This is a genomic window from Hyphomonas jannaschiana VP2 (assembly GCF_000685215.1).
Taxonomy (GTDB): Bacteria; Pseudomonadota; Alphaproteobacteria; order Caulobacterales; family Hyphomonadaceae; genus Hyphomonas; species Hyphomonas jannaschiana.
In genome coordinates this window covers 143,529-164,183 of record NZ_ARYJ01000002.1, presented here as the reverse complement: position 1 = coordinate 164,183, position 20,655 = coordinate 143,529, and the positions used below count along the sequence as shown (strand labels likewise).

Below are 20,655 nucleotides of genomic sequence, written 5' to 3'. Positions count from 1 at the left end.
GTCAGCCCGATACCTGGCCGTTCGTGGTCGTTTTGACCTTGAGCCATCCGGCCCTGAACGCCCTTCTGCGCTGAATTCTTGGGCAATTCGCACGGCGCAGCGCACCAGTTTTTGGCAGGGACAATTTCGAGACAAAAAAATCCAAATCCCGGACTTGCAAGCTGTATAGACAGGTCTATAGTTTTCGAACAAGGTCCAAGAAACGGGGAAAGGGAATAATCAATGTCTCCAGCAAAAAATCGCATTCTGATGGGTGCCGCCATCGCGCCGATCGTTTTGTGGCTCTATGCCCAGCCTGCCGCTGCACAGGAGTCCTCCGGCGAGGACGGCGCGAAAGTCGAAGAAACAGTCACAGTCACCGGCAGCCGCATCAAACGAAAAGACCTGACCAGCGTCGGCCCTGTCACGGTCCTCGACAGCGTCCAGATCGAACAGACCGGCATTTCGAACCTCGAAACGCTGCTCCAGCGTCTTCCGTCCTCTGCCGGATTTGGAGGTAACTCCAACAGCGCCTATTGGGTCTCCAATGGCTGGGGCACGCCCCAGATCAACCTGCGCGGCCTTGGCGTCAACAGGACCCTGGTCCTTCTGAATGGCCGCAGGCTTGTCTATGGCGGAACCGGGGCGAACAGCGCGGTGGATCTCTCCATGATACCCATGTCGCTCGTATCCCGCGTCGAAGTGCTGAAGGACGGCGCGTCGGCAACCTATGGCGCAGACGCCGTTGCCGGCGTGATCAACTTGATCACCAAGGAAGGGTATGACGGGTTCGAAGCATCGGCCAAGTATGGCATGACCGATGAAGGGGACGGCGAGGAAACCCTCCTGGAAATGAGCTGGGGCAACTCAACGCCCGCCGGCGACATCATGTTCAATGTCAGCTATCAGGACAATGGAGCCGCCCCTCTCTGGGACAAGAGCCGCGCGCCTTGCCCCGGTACGCCGACGCCAAACGGCTTTGTATGCGACGGGCTGAGCTCGTCGACGATCGGCGGCCGCGGTACAGTTCCGGCCGGATATGTCATGCCGGATGGCACGGTCCTGACCGGACCGACACGGATCAATTTCAACCAGGACCCGAATGGAGATGGCGACTCTTTCCATATCTATGACGGTGCGCTGGACGGGTTCAACTACAACCGCTACTTCAATGCGTCCAATCCGCTGGAACGCCTGAGCTTTGCGACCTTTGGCACCTATCACCTGACCGAGCATGCCGACCTGTTTGCCGAACTGCTCTATACGAAGCGCTGGTCAAGCCAGCCGGCCTCTCCGGCGACGCTGGTGAATGTTGCATTCGATGCCTCTCACCCGACCAATCCAACCGGGATCGATTTTGTTCTCGAACGCCGCCGTCTGCTCGAAAATGGCGCGCGGACGTTCGAGCAGGAAACCGATACGTTCCGTATCGTTACAGGTGTCAGGGGCTCGCTCGGTGGCTCCTGGAGCTATGAGGCCGCCCTGAACTGGGGCCGCAATACCGGTTCGGACTCCATTCTCAACAATATCAATACCGGCAGACTCGCCCAGACACTCGATCCCGCAACCTGCGGAACCGGGGGCATTCCGTGTGCTGACCTGTTCGGATACGGAGACGTCACCCAGGACGTGCTGGACTATATCGTGTTCACCCAAACTGGTCTTGGCGGAAATGAGCAAAAGGCAATCAGCGCGAGCATGAGCGGCGAGGCCTTCCAGCTTCCGGCCGGACCTGTCGGCGTCGCGTTCGGTGCTGACTGGCGGGAAGACAAGGGTTGGCGCAATCCCGACTCTCTCGCGGTTGCCGGCCTGGCGCTCGGAAATCAGGAGGACCCCATCTCCGGATCCACCAAGGCAACCGAGGTCTTCGCCGAAATCGACGTGCCCCTGTTGAAGGACAAACCCTTCATCGAGGCGCTCGATTTTGACGGTGCGATCCGCTACTCCGACTATGACCTGTTCGGAAGCGACACCAATTACAAGGCCGGATTGAACTGGCGGATCAATCCCGCGCTCAAGTTCCGCGGTACCTATACAACTGCCTTCCGTATCCCCAACATACCGGAACTCTTTGGCGGGGTTTCCGAAGGCAACCTGACGACGGTCGATCCGTGCTCGAACTGGTCATCCCTGTCTCCGTCAAGCAACATTTACCAGAACTGCCAGGCTGCCGGGGTACCGACCAATTATGTCCAGCTCGGCAATACGGTCCTGACAGACGCCGGCGGCAACCCGGATCTCCAGCCGGAGTCGGCAGAATCCTTCACCCTGGGGACGGTCTTCCAGCCAATCGAAGGTCTGTCTCTGACACTCGACTATTTTGACATCCAGATCGACAATGCGATCCGGACCACGCCAGGTTCCACCAAGCTCCTGTTGTGCTACGAATCCGTCAACCTGTCGCACGAGTTCTGTGGCCCGCAGCATCACACCCGCAACCCGCTCAATGGTGACGTCAATTATCTCTCCACGCAGAACGCCAATACCGGTAGCGAGACGATGAAGGGCCTGGACATTGGCGTCGTCTACTCTTTCGAGAAGTTTGGCCTCGACCACGCGCTTGATCTGAAAGCGACCTATCTCTCCGAATATGAGACGGTCGCGTTTGATGGCGACACACCGACGGTCATCGACGGCCATATCGGCGGCGGGAATGGCGGCTATCCGAACTGGCGCGCTGTCGGATCGTGGACGACCACGGCCCGGAAATGGAGCGGAACCTATTCCGTTCAGATGATCGGCGAAGGCGATGATTTCTATGCCACCTCCGGTCCGGGCTCCAGTATTCCCGCCCAGTTCTACCACAATGCACAGCTGTCATATGATCTCAGCGACGCGCTTCGCCTGAGTGTCGGGATTGACAATATCTTCCAGAATGACCCGCCCTTCGTGGCCAGCTGGACGGACGGCAATACCGATACGATGACCTATGACCTGCTCGGTCGGCGCGGTTATCTGCGTGTGACCTACAGACGATAGCGCAGGCTTTCAGGACCCCCATCGGCAGGCTGCCTACCGATGGGGGTCCGGTTTTCCCCTTCCCATACCGGATCAATGTGAGGTGCCGGCCATGGCCAGAGCAATCGCCTTCAATGTACGCCAGTGGCACAAGTGGGTTTCGCTGTTTGTCGGAATACAGGCCATGCTCTGGCTGGCATCCGGCCTCTACATGGTGATCATCAACCTGAACTTCATTCATGGTGATCATCTCGTCCGCAACATGTCCGATACGCTACCGCCGGGCTACACGCCGGGCTTCGGATTCGAAGAGGTCATGTCAAGCTATCCGCAAGCTGAACTGATTTCCCTCGAAACATGGCTCGGCAAGCCGTATTACCGTGTCCAGACGATTGATGGCCGGGTCCTTGTTGATGCGCAGACCGGAATCCAGCGGTCTCCTCTCGACCGGACCGACGCGATCGCCGTTGCCCAATACCACTATGCCCGCCCGGGCGAGGCAAAATCCGCGCAGTTGCTCGTGGATCAGGCCAATGCGCCAAGCGAAATACAGGGCCGAAAGCTGCCTCTGTGGAGAATCGATTTCGAGGACCCGGGCAGGACGTCCTTCTACGTCTCACCGGACGATGGGGCGCTTGTTACCCGGCGGCACGATTATTGGCGGATTTTCGATTTCGTATGGATGCTGCACATCATGGACTACAAGGACAGGGCCGATGTGAACAACACACTCCTGCGCGCATTTGCCGGTCTTGGACTCATCCTCTCGATTGCAGGTATCTGGTTGCTCTGGTTCAGCTTCAAACACCGCCGCGGAGTCCGTTGACCCATGACAATCATTCGGGAAGTTCATAAATGGATTGGCCTTCTGCTCGGACTGCAGTTGCTGCTGTGGATGTTCAGTGGTCTGGGCATGGCCATTCTGCCGCACGCGAAGGTCGCCGGCGACCATCACAGGGTGGATTCAGAACCAGGCCTGCTTCTGGCGGAGGTTACTGAGCAGATCGCTGCGCCACTATCCGGCAGTGCTTCGGATGTCCGCCGGGTGGAATTGCGCCTCTTCTCAGATCGAGCCGTCTTCCAGGTCGATACCGGAGGGGGGGCATACCTTTTGGACGCAGCAAGCGGATCCCCGATTGCGATCGATGAAAGCGGTGCCCGGCAAATTGCGGCGCGCGATTATTCCGGCGATGCAGGAATCTCGACCGTCAGATATCTCGAACATCCGACGCTGGAGATCAGGGACCATGCCGGCCCCGCCTGGCAGGTCAACTTCAGTGATCCGGAACGTACAAGCCTCTATGTGTCTGCCGAAACGGGCGACATACTTGAAAGGCGGAACAATTACTGGCGAACATTCGATACGCTCTGGATGCTCCACATCATGGACTATTCCAATAGGTCGAACTTCAACAATCCACTCGTCATCCTGTCGGCCCTTATCCTTTTCTGGCTCGGCCTGAGCGGCCTTGTGCTCTGGTGGGACAGCTTCCACCGGGAGGATTTCCGCGCCATCGTCTCCCGCTTGACCGGCAAGAAACCGGTCCTCCTGTCCGTGGCAAGCCCGAGCGGGGACCTGCTGAAGACTGTCCGAACTCCGGGACACCAGACCCTTTACGCCGCACTGGAGGCTGAAGGCTATGCACTTCCCTCTTCGTGTGGAGGGGGCGGGTCCTGCGGGCTCTGCAAGATCAAGACGAGTCCTGATTCGCCGGCAACAGCCGCCGATCGCAGGCAGATACCGGAAGCGGATCTTGACCGGGGTGTCCGGCTGGCCTGCCAGCATCGTCTGTCATCTGACGTGTCCGTCACGCTTCCCGACGGCCTGCTTGACGCGAGACGCCTTGACGGCGAAGTCGTCTCTTCCAGACGTCTCACGCCGGACATGTTTGAAATTCGCATCGCCCTTCCGGCGACCCTGGGATTTCGCTCTGGCAGCTATATCGAAGTGGAAATTCCGCCCTACAGTACGGACCTGGACCAGATCAACCTTCCGGATTCGGTCAAATCGCTGTGGCGGACATCCGGAACGGGCGAGCGCATCCAGTCCGCTCGTCCGCTCGTTCGCACCTATTCCCTTGCCAATGCGCCAGGCGAGACCGGCAGCGAAGTGACGCTGATTGTCCGCCTCGTTCTGGCAGGTCCCGAACATGCCGGAGCGCCCGTCGGTCTCGGATCGGCCTATATGACCTCGCGCCGACCGGGCGATACCCTTTCCCTGAGGGGCCCGCTCGGAGATTTCCATGTGGGCGAGCACGAGGAAGAGCGTGTCTTTATCGGCGGCGGTGCCGGCATTGCCCCCCTGCGCTCGATGATCCGGGACCAGTTGCTCAACAAGGGTTCGACGTCCCGGATGTGGCTCTGGTACGGCGCAAGAACCCCGGAGGCGCTGGCATACCGGGAGGAATTCGAGCAATTGGCCACGGACTTCGACAATTTTTCATGGCAAGCCGCACTCTCGCATCTGGAGCCTCACCAGGAATGGGAAGGGCACAAGGGGTGGATCCACGAGATCTTCCGGGACAATTTTCTCGCTACACACCCGGACCCCGGGCGCTGCAGCTTCTACGTATGCGGACCGCCGCCTATGCTGGAGGCCGTTCTCAACCTGCTGCGAGGAGCGGGAATCAGGGAAGAAAAGATTGCATTTGATGATTTTGGCATCTGATCCGGCTCACTCTCCAGCCCGGGGCGGCAATATTTCGGCCCTGCAACTCCCGCAGCCCGCAGCGCCGGATTAGCCCGGCCCGACAACACATGACAGATAGCCCTGGCCTCTTCCGCGCGTGCGATCATGGCGCCTTGTGCCTGAAAGCACTTGAATCCTGACGCTCTTGGATGGAAAGGACACCTGCACTGGACACCGCGGAGGCTGTACTTGTCACATTCTTTGCTCCTGCCTGCCACCCGAAGTGTTCCCTGTCACCCGCACGCCGACGTCGATCAGCCGGCCCTTTTGAAGAACCTGGATAATACAGATGTCACCTGCCCCACTTTATGAACAGATCAAGCAGCATATCACTGATCTGATCGAAACCGGTGAACTGGGCCCGAATGACCGCCTGCCGTCCGAGACGGATCTGGCAGCGGAATTTCAGGTCGCCCGGATGACCGTTCACCGCGCCATCAAGGAACTCAAGGATTCAGGGGTCGTGACCCGAATCGCAGGTGTGGGCACATTTGTCGCTGAAACCCAGTCGAGCGGGCAATTGATTGCGGTCAACAACATTGCCGATGAGATCCGCTCACGGAACAGCGCCTACTCAGCCGTGATGGTTCAGAATGCAAGAGAGCGGGCCTCTAGAGCCGTTGCGCAACAACTGGAGATCGACCCGGGCTCACCGGTATTCCACTCGATCGTTGTCCACATGGAGAACGGGACTCCCCTTCAGCTGGAAGAGCGTTTCGTGCCGCAATGCCTGTTGCCAGGATATGGCGATGTGGATTTCAGCCGGACAACGCCAAACGAATATCTGATGAAACATGCCCCGCTCCAGAAATTCGAGCACAGGGTCAAATCCGTACTAGCCGAACCGGACGTGCGCAAACTTCTGAGGATCAACAAGGATGAACCCTGCCTAGTCCTGTTGCGCCGTACATGGAGCCGTCGGCGAGTCGTCTCCTTTGCCCGCATGACGTATCCAGGTTCGCGCTACGAATTTCTCGATCGTGTCGCCTCCGCCTGAAAGGGCTGAAGGCGATCCATCGCCGTCGTTGAGGGACCGAACCGGGCAGGCCTGCCGGGCCCGTTCAGCCCCTCCTTGCATGCCGCTTCCCGACCTGGCCGCCAAGAGTGATTGCCTACAGGATGCCAGGAAGGTCCAGCTCATACTCGCGCGCGCAGTCGAGGGCGGACTGGTAACCGGCATCGGCATGACGCATCACGCCGGTCGCCGGGTCGTTCCACAGGACGCGGGCAATCCGCCGGTCGGCGCTTTCCGTGCCGTCGCAACAGACCACCATGCCCGCATGTTGCGAAAAGCCCATGCCCACACCGCCGCCATGATGCAGCGAGACCCAGGTCGCCCCGGATGCGGTATTGAGGAGCGCATTCAGAAGCGGCCAGTCGGATACAGCATCCGATCCATCCCGCATGCCTTCCGTTTCCCGGTTCGGTGACGCGACAGAGCCGGAATCCAGATGGTCGCGGCCGATAACGATGGGGGCGGACAATTCTCCCTTTCGCACCATCTCGTTGAAGGCAAGACCTAGTCTGTGCCTGACCCCAAGCCCGACCCAGCAGATCCGCGCTGGCAGCCCCTGGAACGAAATGCGGCTTCGCGCCATGTCGAGCCAGTTGTGCAGGTGCGGATCATTGACAAGTTCCCGAACTTTCGCGTCGGTCTTGTAGATATCTTCCGGATCCCCCGACAGGGCGCACCAGCGGAAGGGCCCGATGCCACGGCAGAAGAGAGGCCGGATATAGGCAGGTACAAATCCGGGGAAGTCGAATGCAGTGGAAAGCCCCTCTTCCTTTGCGACCTGCCGGATATTGTTGCCATAGTCGAACGTCGGGACACCGGCATCCCAGAAATTCACCATGGCCTCCACATGGACCTTCATACTCGCACGTGCGGCAAGTTCGACGGCCTTCGGATCGCTTTCCTGACGTTCACGCCACTCGGCAACACTCCATCCCTGCGGCAGATAGCCATGAACCGGATCATGCGCGCTGGTCTGATCGGTTACCATGTCCGGTCGGACACCGCGGTCGAATATTTCCTGGAATATGTCGGCGGCGTTACCAATCAGGCCGACCGACTTCGCTTCACCGGCCGCTGTCCATTTCGCAATCAGGTCGAGCGCCTCATCGAGCGAATGAGTCTTGTGGTCGACATACCCCGTTCTCAGGCGAAAATCGACACGCGTCTCGTCGCATTCCACAGCCAGGCAAGAGGCGCCCGCCATGACCGCGGCCAGGGGTTGGGCGCCCCCCATGCCTCCAAGACCGCCCGTCAGGATCCAGCGCCCCGACAGCTCGCCGCCATAATGCTGGCGGCCCGCCTCCATGAAGGTTTCGTACGTACCCTGCACGATCCCCTGGGACCCGATATAGATCCACGAGCCAGCCGTCATCTGGCCGTACATGGCCAGCCCCTTCCGGTCCAGTTCGTTGAAATGATCCCAATTGGCCCAGTGGGGCACCAGGTTCGAATTCGCGATCAAGACGCGCGGTGCGTCCTCATGCGTCCGGAAAACGCCGACAGGCTTGCCGGACTGAACAAGGAGCGTTTCATTGTCTTCAAGACGCTGGAGCGTCTCGACAATGCGGTCAAAATCCTTCCATGTCCGGGCAGCCCGCCCAATCCCGCCATAGACGACAAGTTCGTGCGGGTTTTCTGCCACATCGGGATGAAGATTGTTCATCAGCATGCGCATTGGTGCTTCCGTCTGCCAGCTTCTTGCGGTGATCTCCTTTCCCGTGGGCGGAAATACATCGCGCTGATTGTGCCGGTTATTATTCATGGCTTTGTCCCATTTCGGTCGTTGCATCTTCAATGGCTCTGAGTATCCCTCTCAGATGACTGCGCAGGCGTTCCGCCTTCGCAGAGTCATATTCAAATGGCGCGCACTCGCTTTCGAGATAGTTTGACTGGGCCAGTTCGATCTGGATCGCATGGACCCCTTTGCCGGGGCGGCCATAATGGCGCGTTGTCCATCCGCCCCGGAACCGCCCGTCGCGCACAAATGTGTAGTCCCCCCCGTTCCTGCACGCATTCACGGCCGTTGCAGCAATGCGCTCGTCGCACGAAGTCCCGAGATTTGTACCAAGATTGACATCGGGGAGCACCCCCTCGAAGAGGAAGGGAATCCGGGACCGGATCGAGTGGCAGTCCACCAGGACAGCGAGACCGTGCTTTTGATGCACCCGCCCCAGTTCTCCGGCCAGCGCTGCGTGATACGGATGGTGCCAGGACACAAGGCGGCTTTCGATATCTGTGTGCCCTGGCGCCTCCGACCAGATCGCGTTCCCGTCAAAATCGGTCTTCGGAACAAGGTCGGTCGTGTTTGCGCCTTCATAGAGCCGGCTTCCGCCTGGATCCCTGTTCGCGTCGATCACGTATCTGTGAAAATTGGCTCTGACGAGTGTCACATCCGGCAAGAGATCCGCATACAGCCTATCTGCATGCCAATCGGTATCGGCAAGGGTGCGGGCCTGAGGAAGCAGGTTTGCGTAGATATCAGGCGGCAGGTAAGTCCCGCTGTGCGGTACGCCAAGTACGATCACGCCTTGCCCGGACTTGATATCGAAGGCTTTCACGCAGCAACCTCGTCGACATTTTCAGGAAGTCCTGCTGCCTGCGACAGGGCTGCGTCACGCACAAGGGTGTTCATCTCTGCAAGATCCGGCGCCAGGAACCGGTCTTCCTCCAGTCTCGGAACCCTCGCCCGGATTGCAGCGAGAACATCCCTCAATGCGGGGCTGGTCCTCAGCGGTTCGCGAAACTCCACGCTTTGCGCCGCGCAGAGAAATTCCACCGACAGGATCATGCTGAGATTCCGGTTCATCCTGCCAAGCCGGCGCGCGCCATGGGCCGCCATGGACACGTGGTCCTCCTGGTTTGCGGAAGTGGGCGTGGAATCGGTCGAACACGGATTTGCGATGTGCTTGTTTTCGCTCATGAGAGCTGCTGACGTGACCTCGGCGATCATCATGCCGGAATTCAGCCCGGGAGCCCGGGTCAGGAATGGCGGCAAGTGGAAGGACAGGGCCGGGTCGACCATGACTGCGATCCGCCGCTGCGCGATGGCGCCGATTTCGGCGATCGCCAATGCGATCATGTCCGCCGCGAACGCGACCGGTTCGGCATGGAAGTTTCCGCCCGAAACGATTTCGTTCCGCTCGACCAGGACAAGCGGATTGTCGGATACGGCGTTGGCTTCGATCTCCAGCGTCCGTCCCGCCATATCGAGAAGGTCCAGCGCGGCGCCAGTCACCTGCGGCTGGCATCGGATGCAATAGGGATCCTGGACTCGTCCATCCCCTTCGCGATGGCTGTCCCGGATTTCCGACCCCTCAATGATGTCACGGATCGCCCGCGCAACGCGCTTTTGTCCGGGATGGCCCCGCAACTCGTGTATTTCCGCAAGGAATGGCGCTGTCGACCCCATGACCGCATCTGTCGAGAGCGCGGAGGAAACAAGGGATTGCAGCAGGTTCCGTTTGGCATCGAACAATCCCGCAAGCGCGCAGGCCGTTGAAAACTGCGTTCCATTGATCAGGCCCAGGCCTTCCTTGGCACCGAATTCCACGGGCGACAGGCCCGCTGCCTCCAGGCCCACCCTGGCCGGCATCCGGCGCCCCTGAAAGAAGACTTCCCCCTCTCCCATCATCGCCGCCGCCATATGTGCCAGAGGGGCGAGATCCCCCGACGCGCCCACTGATCCCTGTTCCGGAATCACTGGCAAGACGCCTTTGCTGACCATGTCTTCGATCAACGCCACGACCTGCCACGATACGCCTGACGCCCCGCGTCCGATCGAAAGGAGCTTTAGCGCCATCATCAGCCTGACGGTGGCAGGCTCAAGAAGATCACCGACACCGCAGCAATGAGACAGAACGAGATTGCGTTGCAGTTTGGCTGTATCGGACAGCGCGATCTTGATGTTGGCAAGTTTTCCAAAACCAGTATTCACACCATATATGGCTTGATCGCCTTCGGCTGCACGTGCGACTACGCCTGCGGCACGGTCGACGGCTTTCCTGGCTCGTCCGGCAAGCCTCACTGGTTCGTCGGTGCGCCAGATCCATTCCAGGTCAGACAGGCTGCTTGCGCCCGGCTCCAGAACAATCATGTGATTTCTCCGGAATAAATGCGTTTGTACAAGGGATTGAAACCAATCCTGCTGGACAGTTCCGCTGGATGTTCCGCATCCCAGACCGCAAAATCCGCGGCCTGCCCGGCCCTCATGCGCCCGACATCCTCCAGGCCAAGCGCCATTGCGCCATTCCGGGTAACGCCGCGCAGCACCTCCTCAGGTGTCAGACGAAACAGAACGCAAGCCATGTTCATTGCGCTCAGAAGCGAGGTCATTGGCGATGACCCGGGATTGCAATCAGTCGCAATCGCCATGGGCACGCCATGTACGCGGAAGGCCGCAATGGGCGGCAGCTTTGTTTCCCTGAGAAAATAAAAGGCGCCGGGAAGCAGAACAGCGACACTCCCCTGGCGCCCCATCGCTTCAGCATCTTCCCGCGTCGCATGTTCCAGGTGGTCGCAAGACAGCGCAGAATACTCAGCCGCCAGTTGCGCACCGCCCAACCAGGACAATTGCTCGGCATGCAGCTTTACAGGTAAATTGAGCGACTGGGCCTTATCGAAAACGATCCGGATGCTTTCCGGAGCAAAGGCAATGGTCTCGCAAAACCCGTCAACCGCATCGACTAGACCTTCCACCTTGGCCGCTTCCATTGCCGGCAGGCAGACATCTGTCAGGTAAGCGTCCTGCCGGCCTTGATACTCATGCGGCAAGGCATGGGCCCCGAGGAAACTGGTCCGGATCCGGACTGGACGTATCGATGCAACCTGCCTGGCAACACGAAGCATCTTCAACTCGGCCTCTATATCCAGTCCGTATCCGGATTTTATTTCAAGTGTCGTCACTCCTTCCGCAATCAGGGCGTCCACACGCGTCAGGGCTGACCCTAAAAGTTCTTCCTGGCTTGCCGCTCGGGTTGCAGAAACTGTCGAAATGATGCCACCTCCTGACCGGGAAATCTCTTCATATGAGGCCCCGTTGAGCCGCGCCTCAAATTCCGCGGCCCGGTTTCCCCCATGAACAATATGAGTATGGCAATCCACAAGGCCGGGTGTAACCAGGCGGCCCTCAAGGTCCAGGGACTCATCTTGTCTGGCCGCTTTCGGGATACCCGCCAGGCTCCCGACCCATTGCAGACGCCCGCCCTTCATCCAGACAGCCCCATCCGGAATGAGTCCATAAGACTCACTTCCTTCGAGCGTCGCGAGATTTGCGTGCGTAAGAAGCATGATTTCCTGTTGCCTGTGAATACGGTGTGCTACATATGTATATACATAATATTTGATCAGGAAAGAAGCAATGGCGGTCATTTGGGCAAAAAAGGCGCTCTTGTCAGAGGGATGGGCTGAGGCTGTCCTCATTGAAACCAGCCCGGAAGGAACCATTCGTTCCGTCTGTTCAGACCGGCCTCCGGAAGGTTACAGAACCGGTCTGCTGCTGCCTTCGCCAGCCAACATTCATTCGCACGCCTTCCAGCGCTCAATGGCCGGGCTTACCGAGCGCCGCGGACCTGACAAGAAGGATAATTTCTGGACCTGGCGCAGCCTAATGTTTCGGTTTCTGGACCGTCTGACCCCCGGGCACATCGAAGACATCGCCGCTTTTGTCCAGATGGAAATGCTGGAAGCTGGTTACGCCGCGAGCGTCGAATTCCACTACCTCCATCACCAAGCCGATGGCACGCCTTATGACAGATTGTCGGAAATGTCCGAACGCATCGTGGCGGCGGCCGCCACGACCGGGGCCGGGCTCACGCTCCTGCCGGTTCTCTATCAGTATGGCGGGTGCGACCGGCGTCCTCTGGGGCCAGGGCAGATCCGGTTTGGGAACGACTTTGAGCGGTTCGCGCGGCTTGTTGAAGAAGTGGGAAGCAACATGGGCGGTCTGCCGGCGGATTGCCGGCTGGGCGTTGCTCCTCACAGCCTGCGGGCAGTTGCTCAAGAGGACATTGAAAGGCTCGAACGACTCGCTCCATCCGGCCCGATCCACATGCATCTGGCTGAGCAACAGGAAGAGGTCGATGAGGTGCTCGAATGCCATGGCGCGCGCCCGGTCACCTGGTTCCTCGACAATTGTCATGTCAGCCCCAGGTGGTGCCTTGTTCACTGCACACGGATGGATAAACAAGAAGCTGCTCGCCTGGCGGGGACTGGGGCTGTCGCCGGTCTTTGCCCCGTCACCGAAGCTAATCTCGGAGATGGCATCTTTGAAGCGCAACATTGGTTCGGGAACAGAGGCGCGATCGCAATCGGTTCGGATTCGAATATACGGATCTCTCTGACGGAAGAATTGAGGGCCCTGGAATACTCCCAGCGTCTCAGGGACCGCGCCCGCGCCGTGCTTTCCCAACCCGACCGGTCAACAGGAAGGTTTCTCTTCGAGGCAATATCGAAAGGCGGGGCAACGGCAGCCAAGCGGACCAGCGGCCGGATAGAGGAAGGTGTATTGGCAGACCTTCTCGCGCTCGACATTGATAGCCTCTGTCTGGCCGGTCTTGCTGGTGATAGTCTGCTGGATAGCTATATTTTTACAGGCGACGACCGTCTTGTTACGGATGTCTGGGCCGCCGGGCGTCACCTTGTGAGAAACGGACAACACGTCAAACGGGATCAGATTGTGGAGAAATATCGCCAGACAATGAGTGAGCTCAGGGACGCGTTATGACTGACACGCGGTTCAAAAGCTGGCAGTCGGTCCAGGAGGAGGTGCTGGCCCGGATACATTCGCGGAAATGGAAACCCGGCGACTTCATCCCGAACGAAGCAGATCTCGCTCAGGAGTTCGGTTGCGCCCGGGCCACCGTGAATCGTGCTTTGCAGAATCTGGCAGATGAAGGATTGCTCGACCGGCGCCGGAAGGCCGGCACACGGGTTGCGACCCACCCGGTCCGCAAAGCGACCATGTACATTCCCATCATACGTCAGGAGATAAGGGACAGAGGACTGGAATATGGCTACGAACTGATCCGCTCCGAAAAGGTCATGCCACCCCGGGAAATCGGCAAATCAATGGGGTCGGGAAAACGCATCGACGTTCTCCACATTGTCTGTCTGCACACTGCCGACGGCCGGCCCTACGTGCTTGAGGACCGCTGGTTGAACCCGAAATGGGTGTCCCGGGAAGACTTTTCAATCTTCAGTGACACCAGTCCGAATGAATGGCTCGTGACACATGTCCCTTTCACAGAAGGCAACATCGTCTTTTCTGCCATTTCTGCAGGCAAGACTGAAGCTGAGCTGCTTTCCTGCAAAGAAGGCGACGCACTATTTGTCATCGACCGCACGACGCGCGACAAGCAGGAAACGATTACGTCAGTCAGACTGACCTTCTTTCCGGGATACCGGATCGAGACAACCATCTGATTCGGCATGATCTGGTGAAAGTGGTCCGGAAAGTGTATTAGTTTTCTGGCGGATTTCCAGAAGGAGGAGTTTCGACATGAAGAAGAAACGCTATCCCATAGAATAATTCGTATCGGCTCTCAAGCAGGCTGAAGTGGGAGTGTAATATAGACCAATCAACGAGACACCTGACAGTAGGGTTATAGCCGTTCCCGGAGCGCCTCGTAAGATGTTTTTCCGCCGAATGCTCCATGTGGTCTGGCGAAGTTATAGAAACGCTCTCATTCATCGAGCTTCGCCTCCAGATCAACATCGTCTTTGCACGACGATAATTGTTAGAACTCCTGCTGGTCTGATAATCATCCCATTTTTAAGCGGCTTGGTTCCTGGACTTCACGCGGCAAGCTTCAGTTTCATGGCTGGAGTAATTCCGCCAATGCCCATGTTCGGGCATTGGTTATTGTAAATTGACCTGAGACCCTCGCGTCCCTCATTCATTTCGAGAGTCTAGCCCTTTCTGCTCTGAGACCCATGTCTGGACCACTGCCGGTTAGAGTTTTCCGGACTTTCACGATGGCGGACTGGTTACGCCTGCGTGATTGATCAGTGCGGCCGGGGGTTTGTTTCCGATCGCGCTATGAGGTCTTACCGTATTGTAGTCTCCACGCCAACACTCCAGCTTTTCGCGCGCATCTGACAGGCTCATGAACCAGTTTGCAGACAGGCATTCGGCGCGTAATCGACCATTGAACGCTTCTATAAACGCGTTATCCGTCGGCTTTCCCGGCCTTGAGAAGTCCAGTGTGACGCCGTTCGCGTAGGCCCAAAGGTCGAGATCGCGAGAGATGAACTCCGAGCCCTGGTCCACGCGGATCATCTTTGGATAACCAGTCTGAGCGCAGATCCGCTCCATCGTCTGAACGACATCTTCGCCGCGATAGCTGTATCTCGCGTCGATGGCAGGAACATATTTGGACCATGTGTCGACGACCGTCAGGATGCGGAACTTACGACCGGTCGCGAGCTGGTCATGAACAAAATCCATCGCCCAGACTTCCAGTGGCGATACAGCCTCTTTTCGGTCCCGGATGAGCTTGGCCCTGACCTTTCGCTTCGGGTGTTTGTTTCTCAGTTGCAGGCCCAATTCGTTGTAAAGTCTTCGAACTTTCTTCTGGTTCACAAACCATCCCTCCCGTCTCAGCATGACGTGGACGCGCCTGTATCCGTACCGCACGCGTGTCTCGCAGATATCCTTGATGCGCTCTTTCAACGCGGCCTGATCGGGTCGCCGAGAGCGGTAGTGGAAGGTGGACGTGTCGAGCAGCAGGTTGCTGCAGGCCCTCCGGATCGACATGCCCCATTCCTGAACCGCCTCTTTGACAAGCTCCCGCTTGCGACCAGGCCTTACGTCTTTCGTTTCAGGACGTCCTGCAGCATCTCCTTGTCGAGGGACAAGTCGGCGACAATCCGCTTCAGACGTGCATTCTCGTCTTCCAGCTCTTTCAGCCGCCGCATCTCCGACGGCATCAGACCGCCATAACGCTTCTTCCAGTTGAAGTAGGTCGCCTGGCTGATCCCCGCCTTTCGACAGATCTCTGCCACCGGAATCCCGGCTTCACCCTGCTTGATAATGAACGCCTTTTGCGCGTCCGTGAACTTCGATGCTCGCATCGTGTCGTCTCCGCCCAGCCAGGTTCCAGAATACCGGAAACTCTAACCGAAAACGATCCAGTTTCTTGGGAGCAGAGCACGTTGCGACAGACTCTCCATTCAAATGCGGGACCATTTGGGGCTCAGGTCAGCTTAAGTCGAGCAACTCGTTCCATCGTCCGACAAGACCTAGGGGGCAATACTATCGTGGTGACTGTACCCATTCCCGCAACTTTACTGGGATTGGAGGGGCTTGTCACAGCACACGAAGGATCGACTCTCTTTGTGGTTGTGAATGCTTTGCGCTTGTTGACGTATAGATATACGGAACTGATTTTATAGACAGCGATCACAATTCTGCATTGTTGATAAATACTGGGTGTGTCACATTACCTCTGCGAAGACTGCCATTCTGGAAGTGTTAGAATAAGACTTGGGCTATTGGCAGCGGTATTGCACAATAGGTCTCCACCTTCGGCCTCAATAATACAAAACGCAATAAAAAGCCTTGTCAGTGCTGACCCGCCAAATGCTTTGTTGGAAGGGAGATCAAAATCCATGAACTTTTGGATTGCGTCCAAAGTGGATTGGATGTTGCCGGATTCTATTGTGAAACAAGCACCAGGACCTACTGTGACATTTACATTCGCGCCTTCCGGACAGTTGCTAAGCAAATCGGCGACCAACAAACTTAGCGCGGCAGAAATCGCTTTATTTGAGCCAGAAAACGGGATTGGATTGTCGACTGCCAACGAAATAGATTTGCCTGTCTGTATTGCAGTCGGTGCAAGTTCGGCAACCACCTGTCGTGCAAGTGCATCGATATGCGTTGGCTGGAATCTTAGGGGCTGGTCAGATGCATAGCTACGAGAAAGCAGCAATGAGCGATCAACTTTTTCTGACAGTACACTAATCAATTTCCGTAGGAGGCGGGATTCGCTGCCTGGCAGTTGATCTATTGATAGCGAGAGAATCGCGAGAGCGTTTTTTAATCCATGGCTGGCATCGTCAGCGAAGGCTTCCTGTCGGTGGGCATATGTTGCTAGCTTCGATGTGAGATCATTGACGACGCCAGCCAACGGTCTGATTTCACAAGGAGTAAGATCTTGGGGCAGATGGAAGCGAGACGTATTGTAAAGACCATGAAAGAATAAACTATCTGTCGCCCGCAGTTGCTTGGCAATGCTACTGATTGCCAGAGCGGTGCCCGAAGCAAATAAAGTAACGAATACGAATGTTGGAAGAAGGATGTGTCGTATTAATTCTTCAGGTGGATGTTCGTATGGAAGAGGGGAATTCCCGAGCAAGCCAAATTGCCGGACAAGATCAATACAAAGGGCAGCCCCGGCTATTGCTCCGGAACCTCCCATTCCTATGATCAGCTTTGCGGTGATGGACCTCATTTGCGCTGCTACTCTGCCACTGTCCAAGAAAGCCAAGAGCGTATCATAATATACCGCGCGTTTCTATGCGTTCTGCAAGCAGGTGACGAGTGCTGCCACCTGGGGCGAACAGAATAGACCTCTTTTCAGCGGGACAAATTGCTCTGCAGCGAAGTATCATACCCCAGTAGCCGCAAAGCATTCGCAACGACAGCGAGAGTCGAGCCTTCATGAACAGCCACAGCTGGTCCAATCCCCAGCCCAAGCAAGGTTGCCGGAATCAGGAGTCCAACCACACCGAGGCTGACGAACAGGTTCTGACGAATTATTCGGCTGGTCGAACGGCTGAGACCAACCGCGAAGGGTAACCTCTCGAGATCGTCCGCCATCAGTGCGACATCGGCGGTCTCAAGCGCCACATCAGAACCTGCGGCGCCCATTGTAATTCCGACAGTTGCATTTGCGAGCGCCGGGGCATCATTGACCCCATCTCCCACCATGGCAACGCCCCCGCTTTTGCTGATCTCGGCAATCCTGACCACTTTGTCCTCCGGCATCAGATTGCCAAATGCCTCATCGAGCCCGATTTCTCCTGCGACAGCATCTGCGACCCGTTGATTGTCACCGGAAATCATCATCATCCTTTTGATTCCAAGCTCTCTCAGCCTTGCAATGACAGGCTTGGCGGCCTTGCGGGGCGTATCCATCAAGCCGATCACACCGAGATAGCGATCGCCGTGGCGAACAATCATTGTCGTCCGCCCTCTATCCACCAGGTCCTTCGAGCAAGCATCCAGATCCGCCGGAATGGGAACACCCGGGATTTCGGCGAACAGGTCAGACTTGCCTATGTGGACGGGCTTGCCATCCACAACCGCCGACACGCCGCGTCCTGTCAGGCTGGAAAACTCTGTGGCGGGACTCACCCGCGCACCAAGGCGGCGAGAGGCATCACGCACGACAGCTTCTGCCAGGGGGTGATCGCTAAGTGACTCCACGGCCGCAGCGACGGAAAGCAACTCTTCCTCACTGCTGCCTTCGTTTGAAACGATATCGACAAGCTTCGGTGTACCCTCAGTAAGGGTACCGGTCTTGTCAAAGGCCACCGCCTTAACGCGCCCCAGGGCTTCAAGGGGCGCGCCGCCCTTGATCAAAACGCCTCCGCGCGCTGCTCTCGCGACCCCTGACAATACAGCGCTCGGTGTTGCGATCGCCAGCGCGCATGGGCTTGCAGCCACAAGAACCGCCATCGCGCGGTAAAAACTGTCCGCTGCAGTTTCATCAAGGAAGAGAAACGAAAGTGATGTTGCTATTGCGAGTCCGATTACCAGGGGGACAAAGATGCGCTCAAACTTGCGGGTGAAGCTCTGTGTGGGGGACTGACGGGTCTCTGCCGAATTTACCATTTCGATCACGCGCGCTAGCGTCGTATCAGTTGAAAGACGAGACACTTCGATCTCCAGGCTCCCCGAACCGTTGATAGAGCCCGCAAACACGTGGTGCTCTGCGCTTACCTTTTCCGGATATGCCCTGGTCGCTGCGAAGTTTTCGACAGGTCGTTTGTTGACCGGTGTGCTCTCTCCAGTGATCGGAGCCTGATTGACGACGCTTGTTCCATTTGTGACAAAACCATCGGTTGGAATACGTTCATTGGAACGAACGACCACGATGTCGCCGATGTTCACGGCATCGAGGGCTACCTCCTGGATGTCGTCACCGCACTTCACCCTCGCCACGTCCGGCGCCAGGTCGCCCAGCGCAGCAATTGACTCCTTTGCCCGCGTCATGGCGTACTGTTCCAGGGCGTGGCCTATCGCAAACAGGAAAAGCAGGAACGCCCCTTCTGCCCACTCCCCTAGGGCGGCGGCACCGACAGCCGCTACGATCATCAAAAAATCTATCTGGAAAACCCCTGAGACGATCTTTGCGATGGCCTCCCGCAACGCAAAGTATCCCCCGAAGAGATAGGCTGCCAGCAGAAAAAAGAAGGCGGTACTGTCTGACATGAGACCGACTTTTGGGCACAGCCAGCCAACGGCCAGAGCCAATCCACAAACCAGCGCAAAAGTAAGTTCCGCCTGATGGCCGAACAAACGGTGCACGACACCATCGTGTGAATACCCGCCGCGGGCGCGCGCGGTTTTGGTTGGCTGCTCTCGTTCTGACACTGTATGGTTTCCTCCAAGGTTGGGTGAACTACCATTGACTTTTACGTTGCTCTCTTCGAAGAGAATTCCCGACGACCTGATCAATCGTCTGAGACCAAGAAGGATGTGTCGCGCTATCCAGCCTGGCCCTCAATTACTTGCCTCCATATCGTCGGCAGGCGATGGTTGTGATGCGCTCACAAATTTTCTCCTCTCGTATCTCCCCATGCGATTATGGTGATTTACGCTACGATTTCTCCGAATTTCCTTGGTCGGCTTTATCAAGAGCGATCGACCTAGCAGATAGAATGGCAAGCCCCATTGCAGCTGAAAGACACGACCCAATAATAACGCTTAAGTTTATACTCAGAATTAGGCCCGCCTGGCTAAATGCGAGACCGACGACGAATAGGCCCATCGTGAATCCCACTCCGGTCAGCACCGCTGCGCCGTACATTTGATACCAGTCGCACCCTGCAGGTAACTTAGAGAGTCCCAATCGCACCGCAATAAGCACTCCAAGCATCACCCCCACCTGCTTACCTACAAACAACCCAATAATCACACCGACACTTACTGGGCTTAGAATTTTTTCCGTAGTCAGATTGCTAATACTAATTCCAGAATTGAAGAACGCGAATATTGGGACTACTAAGATCGCGACCCAGGGCGCCAGCGCTTGCTCGATTCGCTCAAGAATCGGCTTATCACCCGCACTGATCGGGATCAAAAAAGCTATCAGTACACCTGCAATCGTCGCATGGACACCAGACTCTAGAATCGCCAGCCAGATGAAGAGACCTATCGCCAAATGGAGCCTGACGCGAAATATCCCAAATCTATTCAAAACTGCGAGCACGCCCAATCCCCCGCCCGCCAAGACCAGAGAAAGTGCACTCAACCCATGTGAATAGAACCCAGCGATCACAATAAGCGTACCAAGGTCATCAAATACAGCAAGCGCAGTCAAAAATATTTTTAAAGAGAGCGGGATCCTGTTCTCCAATACCGCCAGTAACGCCAAGACGAGGACGATGTCGGTTGCGACAGGAATAGCCCAGCCCCGCATCGCTTCCTGGTCTTCTTGGTTGAAATATAGGTACACCAGAGCAGGCACTAACATACCTCCAAATGCTCCGAATGCAGGTAGAGCGATCTGCGACAGCGACGAAAGTTGTCCTGTGAGGATCTCTCTTTTTATTTCCAGGCCAACCAAAAAGAAGAATATAACCATTAGGCCTTCATTGATCCACGAGATCATCGGCTTTCCAAGCTCGTAGTCCCCTATACTGACAGACACTTGAGCATGGTGAATCAACTCGTAAGAAGCTGCGAAGGGTGAATTCACCCACACAAAGGCCATCATCATTGCGGCGAGCAGGACGCCCCCTGCACCCTTAGCTGAATTCAGAAAGCCAATAACTTTATCCTTCATGA

At 57.1% G+C, this 20,655-nt stretch carries 14 protein-coding genes and 2 pseudogenes; 6 read left to right on the top strand and 10 right to left on the bottom strand.

The window, feature by feature from the left end; translation table 11 throughout:
* Positions 1-222: 222 nt before the first annotated feature.
* The 4 genes from HJA_RS03565 to hutC all read left to right on the top strand — a co-directional run bounded on the left by HJA_RS03565 (position 223) and on the right by hutC (position 6,623).
* Entirely contained in the window at positions 223-2,958 is a 2,736-nt protein-coding gene (locus tag HJA_RS03565) for a TonB-dependent receptor (RefSeq protein WP_081813149.1), read from the top strand.
* Between the two features lie 91 nt (positions 2,959-3,049).
* Complete coding sequence (locus HJA_RS03560; protein WP_034767330.1) at positions 3,050-3,763, top strand: PepSY domain-containing protein; 714 nt, start codon at positions 3,050-3,052, stop codon at positions 3,761-3,763.
* Positions 3,764-3,766: 3 nt separating this feature from the next.
* Positions 3,767-5,605 carry a PepSY domain-containing protein gene (locus tag HJA_RS03555; protein WP_035578337.1) on the top strand — a complete coding sequence of 613 codons (1,839 nt, stop codon included), beginning with the start codon at positions 3,767-3,769 and terminating at the stop codon, positions 5,603-5,605.
* Positions 5,606-5,915: 310 nt separating this feature from the next.
* On the top strand, positions 5,916-6,623 hold the full coding sequence (gene hutC / locus HJA_RS03550) for a histidine utilization repressor (RefSeq protein WP_034767335.1): 708 nt from the start codon (positions 5,916-5,918) through the stop codon (positions 6,621-6,623).
* Positions 6,624-6,738: 115 nt separating this feature from the next.
* Here hutC and hutU read toward each other — a convergent pair whose 3' ends face one another.
* The 4 genes from hutU to hutI are packed head-to-tail and all read right to left on the bottom strand — an operon-like array spanning position 6,739 to position 11,927.
* A complete protein-coding gene (gene hutU, locus HJA_RS03545) occupies positions 6,739-8,403 on the bottom strand; it encodes a urocanate hydratase (protein ID WP_035578334.1) in 1,665 nt (554 codons plus the stop codon).
* Positions 8,396-9,199: an N-formylglutamate deformylase gene (hutG, locus tag HJA_RS03540; RefSeq protein WP_035578331.1), complete on the bottom strand. Its 804-nt coding sequence runs from the start codon at positions 9,197-9,199 to the stop codon at positions 8,396-8,398. The genes hutU and hutG overlap by 8 nt, the downstream gene beginning before the upstream one ends.
* On the bottom strand, positions 9,196-10,734 hold the full coding sequence (gene hutH, locus HJA_RS03535; protein ID WP_035578328.1) for a histidine ammonia-lyase: 1,539 nt from the start codon (positions 10,732-10,734) through the stop codon (positions 9,196-9,198). The genes hutG and hutH overlap by 4 nt, the downstream gene beginning before the upstream one ends.
* Positions 10,731-11,927, bottom strand: coding sequence for an imidazolonepropionase (gene hutI / locus HJA_RS03530; RefSeq protein WP_035578863.1), 1,197 nt, complete (start codon positions 11,925-11,927; stop codon positions 10,731-10,733). The genes hutH and hutI overlap by 4 nt, the downstream gene beginning before the upstream one ends.
* Before the next feature lie 70 nt (positions 11,928-11,997).
* Here hutI and HJA_RS03525 point away from each other — a divergent pair, with 70 nt between their 5' ends.
* Positions 11,998-13,362 carry a formimidoylglutamate deiminase gene (locus HJA_RS03525; RefSeq protein ID WP_035578325.1) on the top strand — a complete coding sequence of 455 codons (1,365 nt, stop codon included), beginning with the start codon at positions 11,998-12,000 and terminating at the stop codon, positions 13,360-13,362.
* The gene (locus tag HJA_RS03520; protein ID WP_035578323.1) at positions 13,359-14,060 is read left to right on the top strand and encodes a GntR family transcriptional regulator; all 702 of its coding nucleotides are present in this window, start codon (positions 13,359-13,361) and stop codon (positions 14,058-14,060) included. The genes HJA_RS03525 and HJA_RS03520 overlap by 4 nt, the downstream gene beginning before the upstream one ends.
* A gap of 179 nt (positions 14,061-14,239) precedes the next feature.
* On the opposite strand, the pseudogene HJA_RS18325 reads toward HJA_RS03520, so the two are convergent.
* The 6 genes and pseudogenes from HJA_RS18325 to nhaA all read right to left on the bottom strand — a co-directional run.
* Positions 14,240-14,395 (bottom strand): annotated as a pseudogene (locus HJA_RS18325) (IS481 family transposase); the annotation flags it as partial.
* Between the two features lie 37 nt (positions 14,396-14,432).
* Positions 14,433-14,615: pseudogene (locus HJA_RS18835) on the bottom strand (hypothetical protein); the annotation flags it as partial.
* Positions 14,608-15,710, bottom strand: a protein-coding gene (locus HJA_RS03515; protein ID WP_155839853.1) for an IS3 family transposase whose coding sequence is annotated in 2 segments (ribosomal slippage) — positions 14,608-15,449 and positions 15,449-15,710 — 1,104 coding nt in all. Because the reading frame shifts where the segments join, the coding sequence is not laid out codon by codon here. The pseudogene HJA_RS18835 and the gene HJA_RS03515, both read right to left, overlap by 8 nt.
* 368 nt (positions 15,711-16,078) lie before the next feature.
* The gene (locus HJA_RS18500; RefSeq protein WP_155839852.1) at positions 16,079-17,092 is read right to left on the bottom strand and encodes a sensor histidine kinase family protein; all 1,014 of its coding nucleotides are present in this window, start codon (positions 17,090-17,092) and stop codon (positions 16,079-16,081) included.
* 125 nt (positions 17,093-17,217) lie between these two features.
* Entirely contained in the window at positions 17,218-19,239 is a 2,022-nt protein-coding gene (locus tag HJA_RS03505; protein WP_051597315.1) for a heavy metal translocating P-type ATPase, read from the bottom strand.
* Between the two features lie 226 nt (positions 19,240-19,465).
* Positions 19,466-20,653 carry a Na+/H+ antiporter NhaA gene (nhaA, locus tag HJA_RS03500; RefSeq protein ID WP_051597314.1) on the bottom strand — a complete coding sequence of 396 codons (1,188 nt, stop codon included), beginning with the start codon at positions 20,651-20,653 and terminating at the stop codon, positions 19,466-19,468.
* Positions 20,654-20,655: the final 2 nt, after the last annotated feature.

Bases quoted from the DNA above. Each gene is read 5' to 3' on its own strand.
- HJA_RS18500 (WP_155839852.1), bottom strand. From the start codon at position 17,092: ATGAGGTCCATCACCGCAAAGCTGATCATAGGAATGGGAGGTTCCGGA.
- hutI (WP_035578863.1), bottom strand. From the start codon at position 11,927: ATGCTTCTTACGCACGCAAATCTCGCGACGCTCGAAGGAAGTGAGTCT.
- HJA_RS03565 (WP_081813149.1), top strand. From the start codon at position 223: ATGTCTCCAGCAAAAAATCGCATTCTGATGGGTGCCGCCATCGCGCCG.
- nhaA (WP_051597314.1), bottom strand. From the start codon at position 20,653: ATGAAGGATAAAGTTATTGGCTTTCTGAATTCAGCTAAGGGTGCAGGG.
- hutU (WP_035578334.1), bottom strand. From the start codon at position 8,403: ATGAATAATAACCGGCACAATCAGCGCGATGTATTTCCGCCCACGGGA.
- HJA_RS03520 (WP_035578323.1), top strand. From the start codon at position 13,359: ATGACTGACACGCGGTTCAAAAGCTGGCAGTCGGTCCAGGAGGAGGTG.
- HJA_RS03560 (WP_034767330.1), top strand. From the start codon at position 3,050: ATGGCCAGAGCAATCGCCTTCAATGTACGCCAGTGGCACAAGTGGGTT.
- hutC (WP_034767335.1), top strand. From the start codon at position 5,916: ATGTCACCTGCCCCACTTTATGAACAGATCAAGCAGCATATCACTGAT.
- HJA_RS03555 (WP_035578337.1), top strand. From the start codon at position 3,767: ATGACAATCATTCGGGAAGTTCATAAATGGATTGGCCTTCTGCTCGGA.
- HJA_RS03525 (WP_035578325.1), top strand. From the start codon at position 11,998: ATGGCGGTCATTTGGGCAAAAAAGGCGCTCTTGTCAGAGGGATGGGCT.
- hutH (WP_035578328.1), bottom strand. From the start codon at position 10,734: ATGATTGTTCTGGAGCCGGGCGCAAGCAGCCTGTCTGACCTGGAATGG.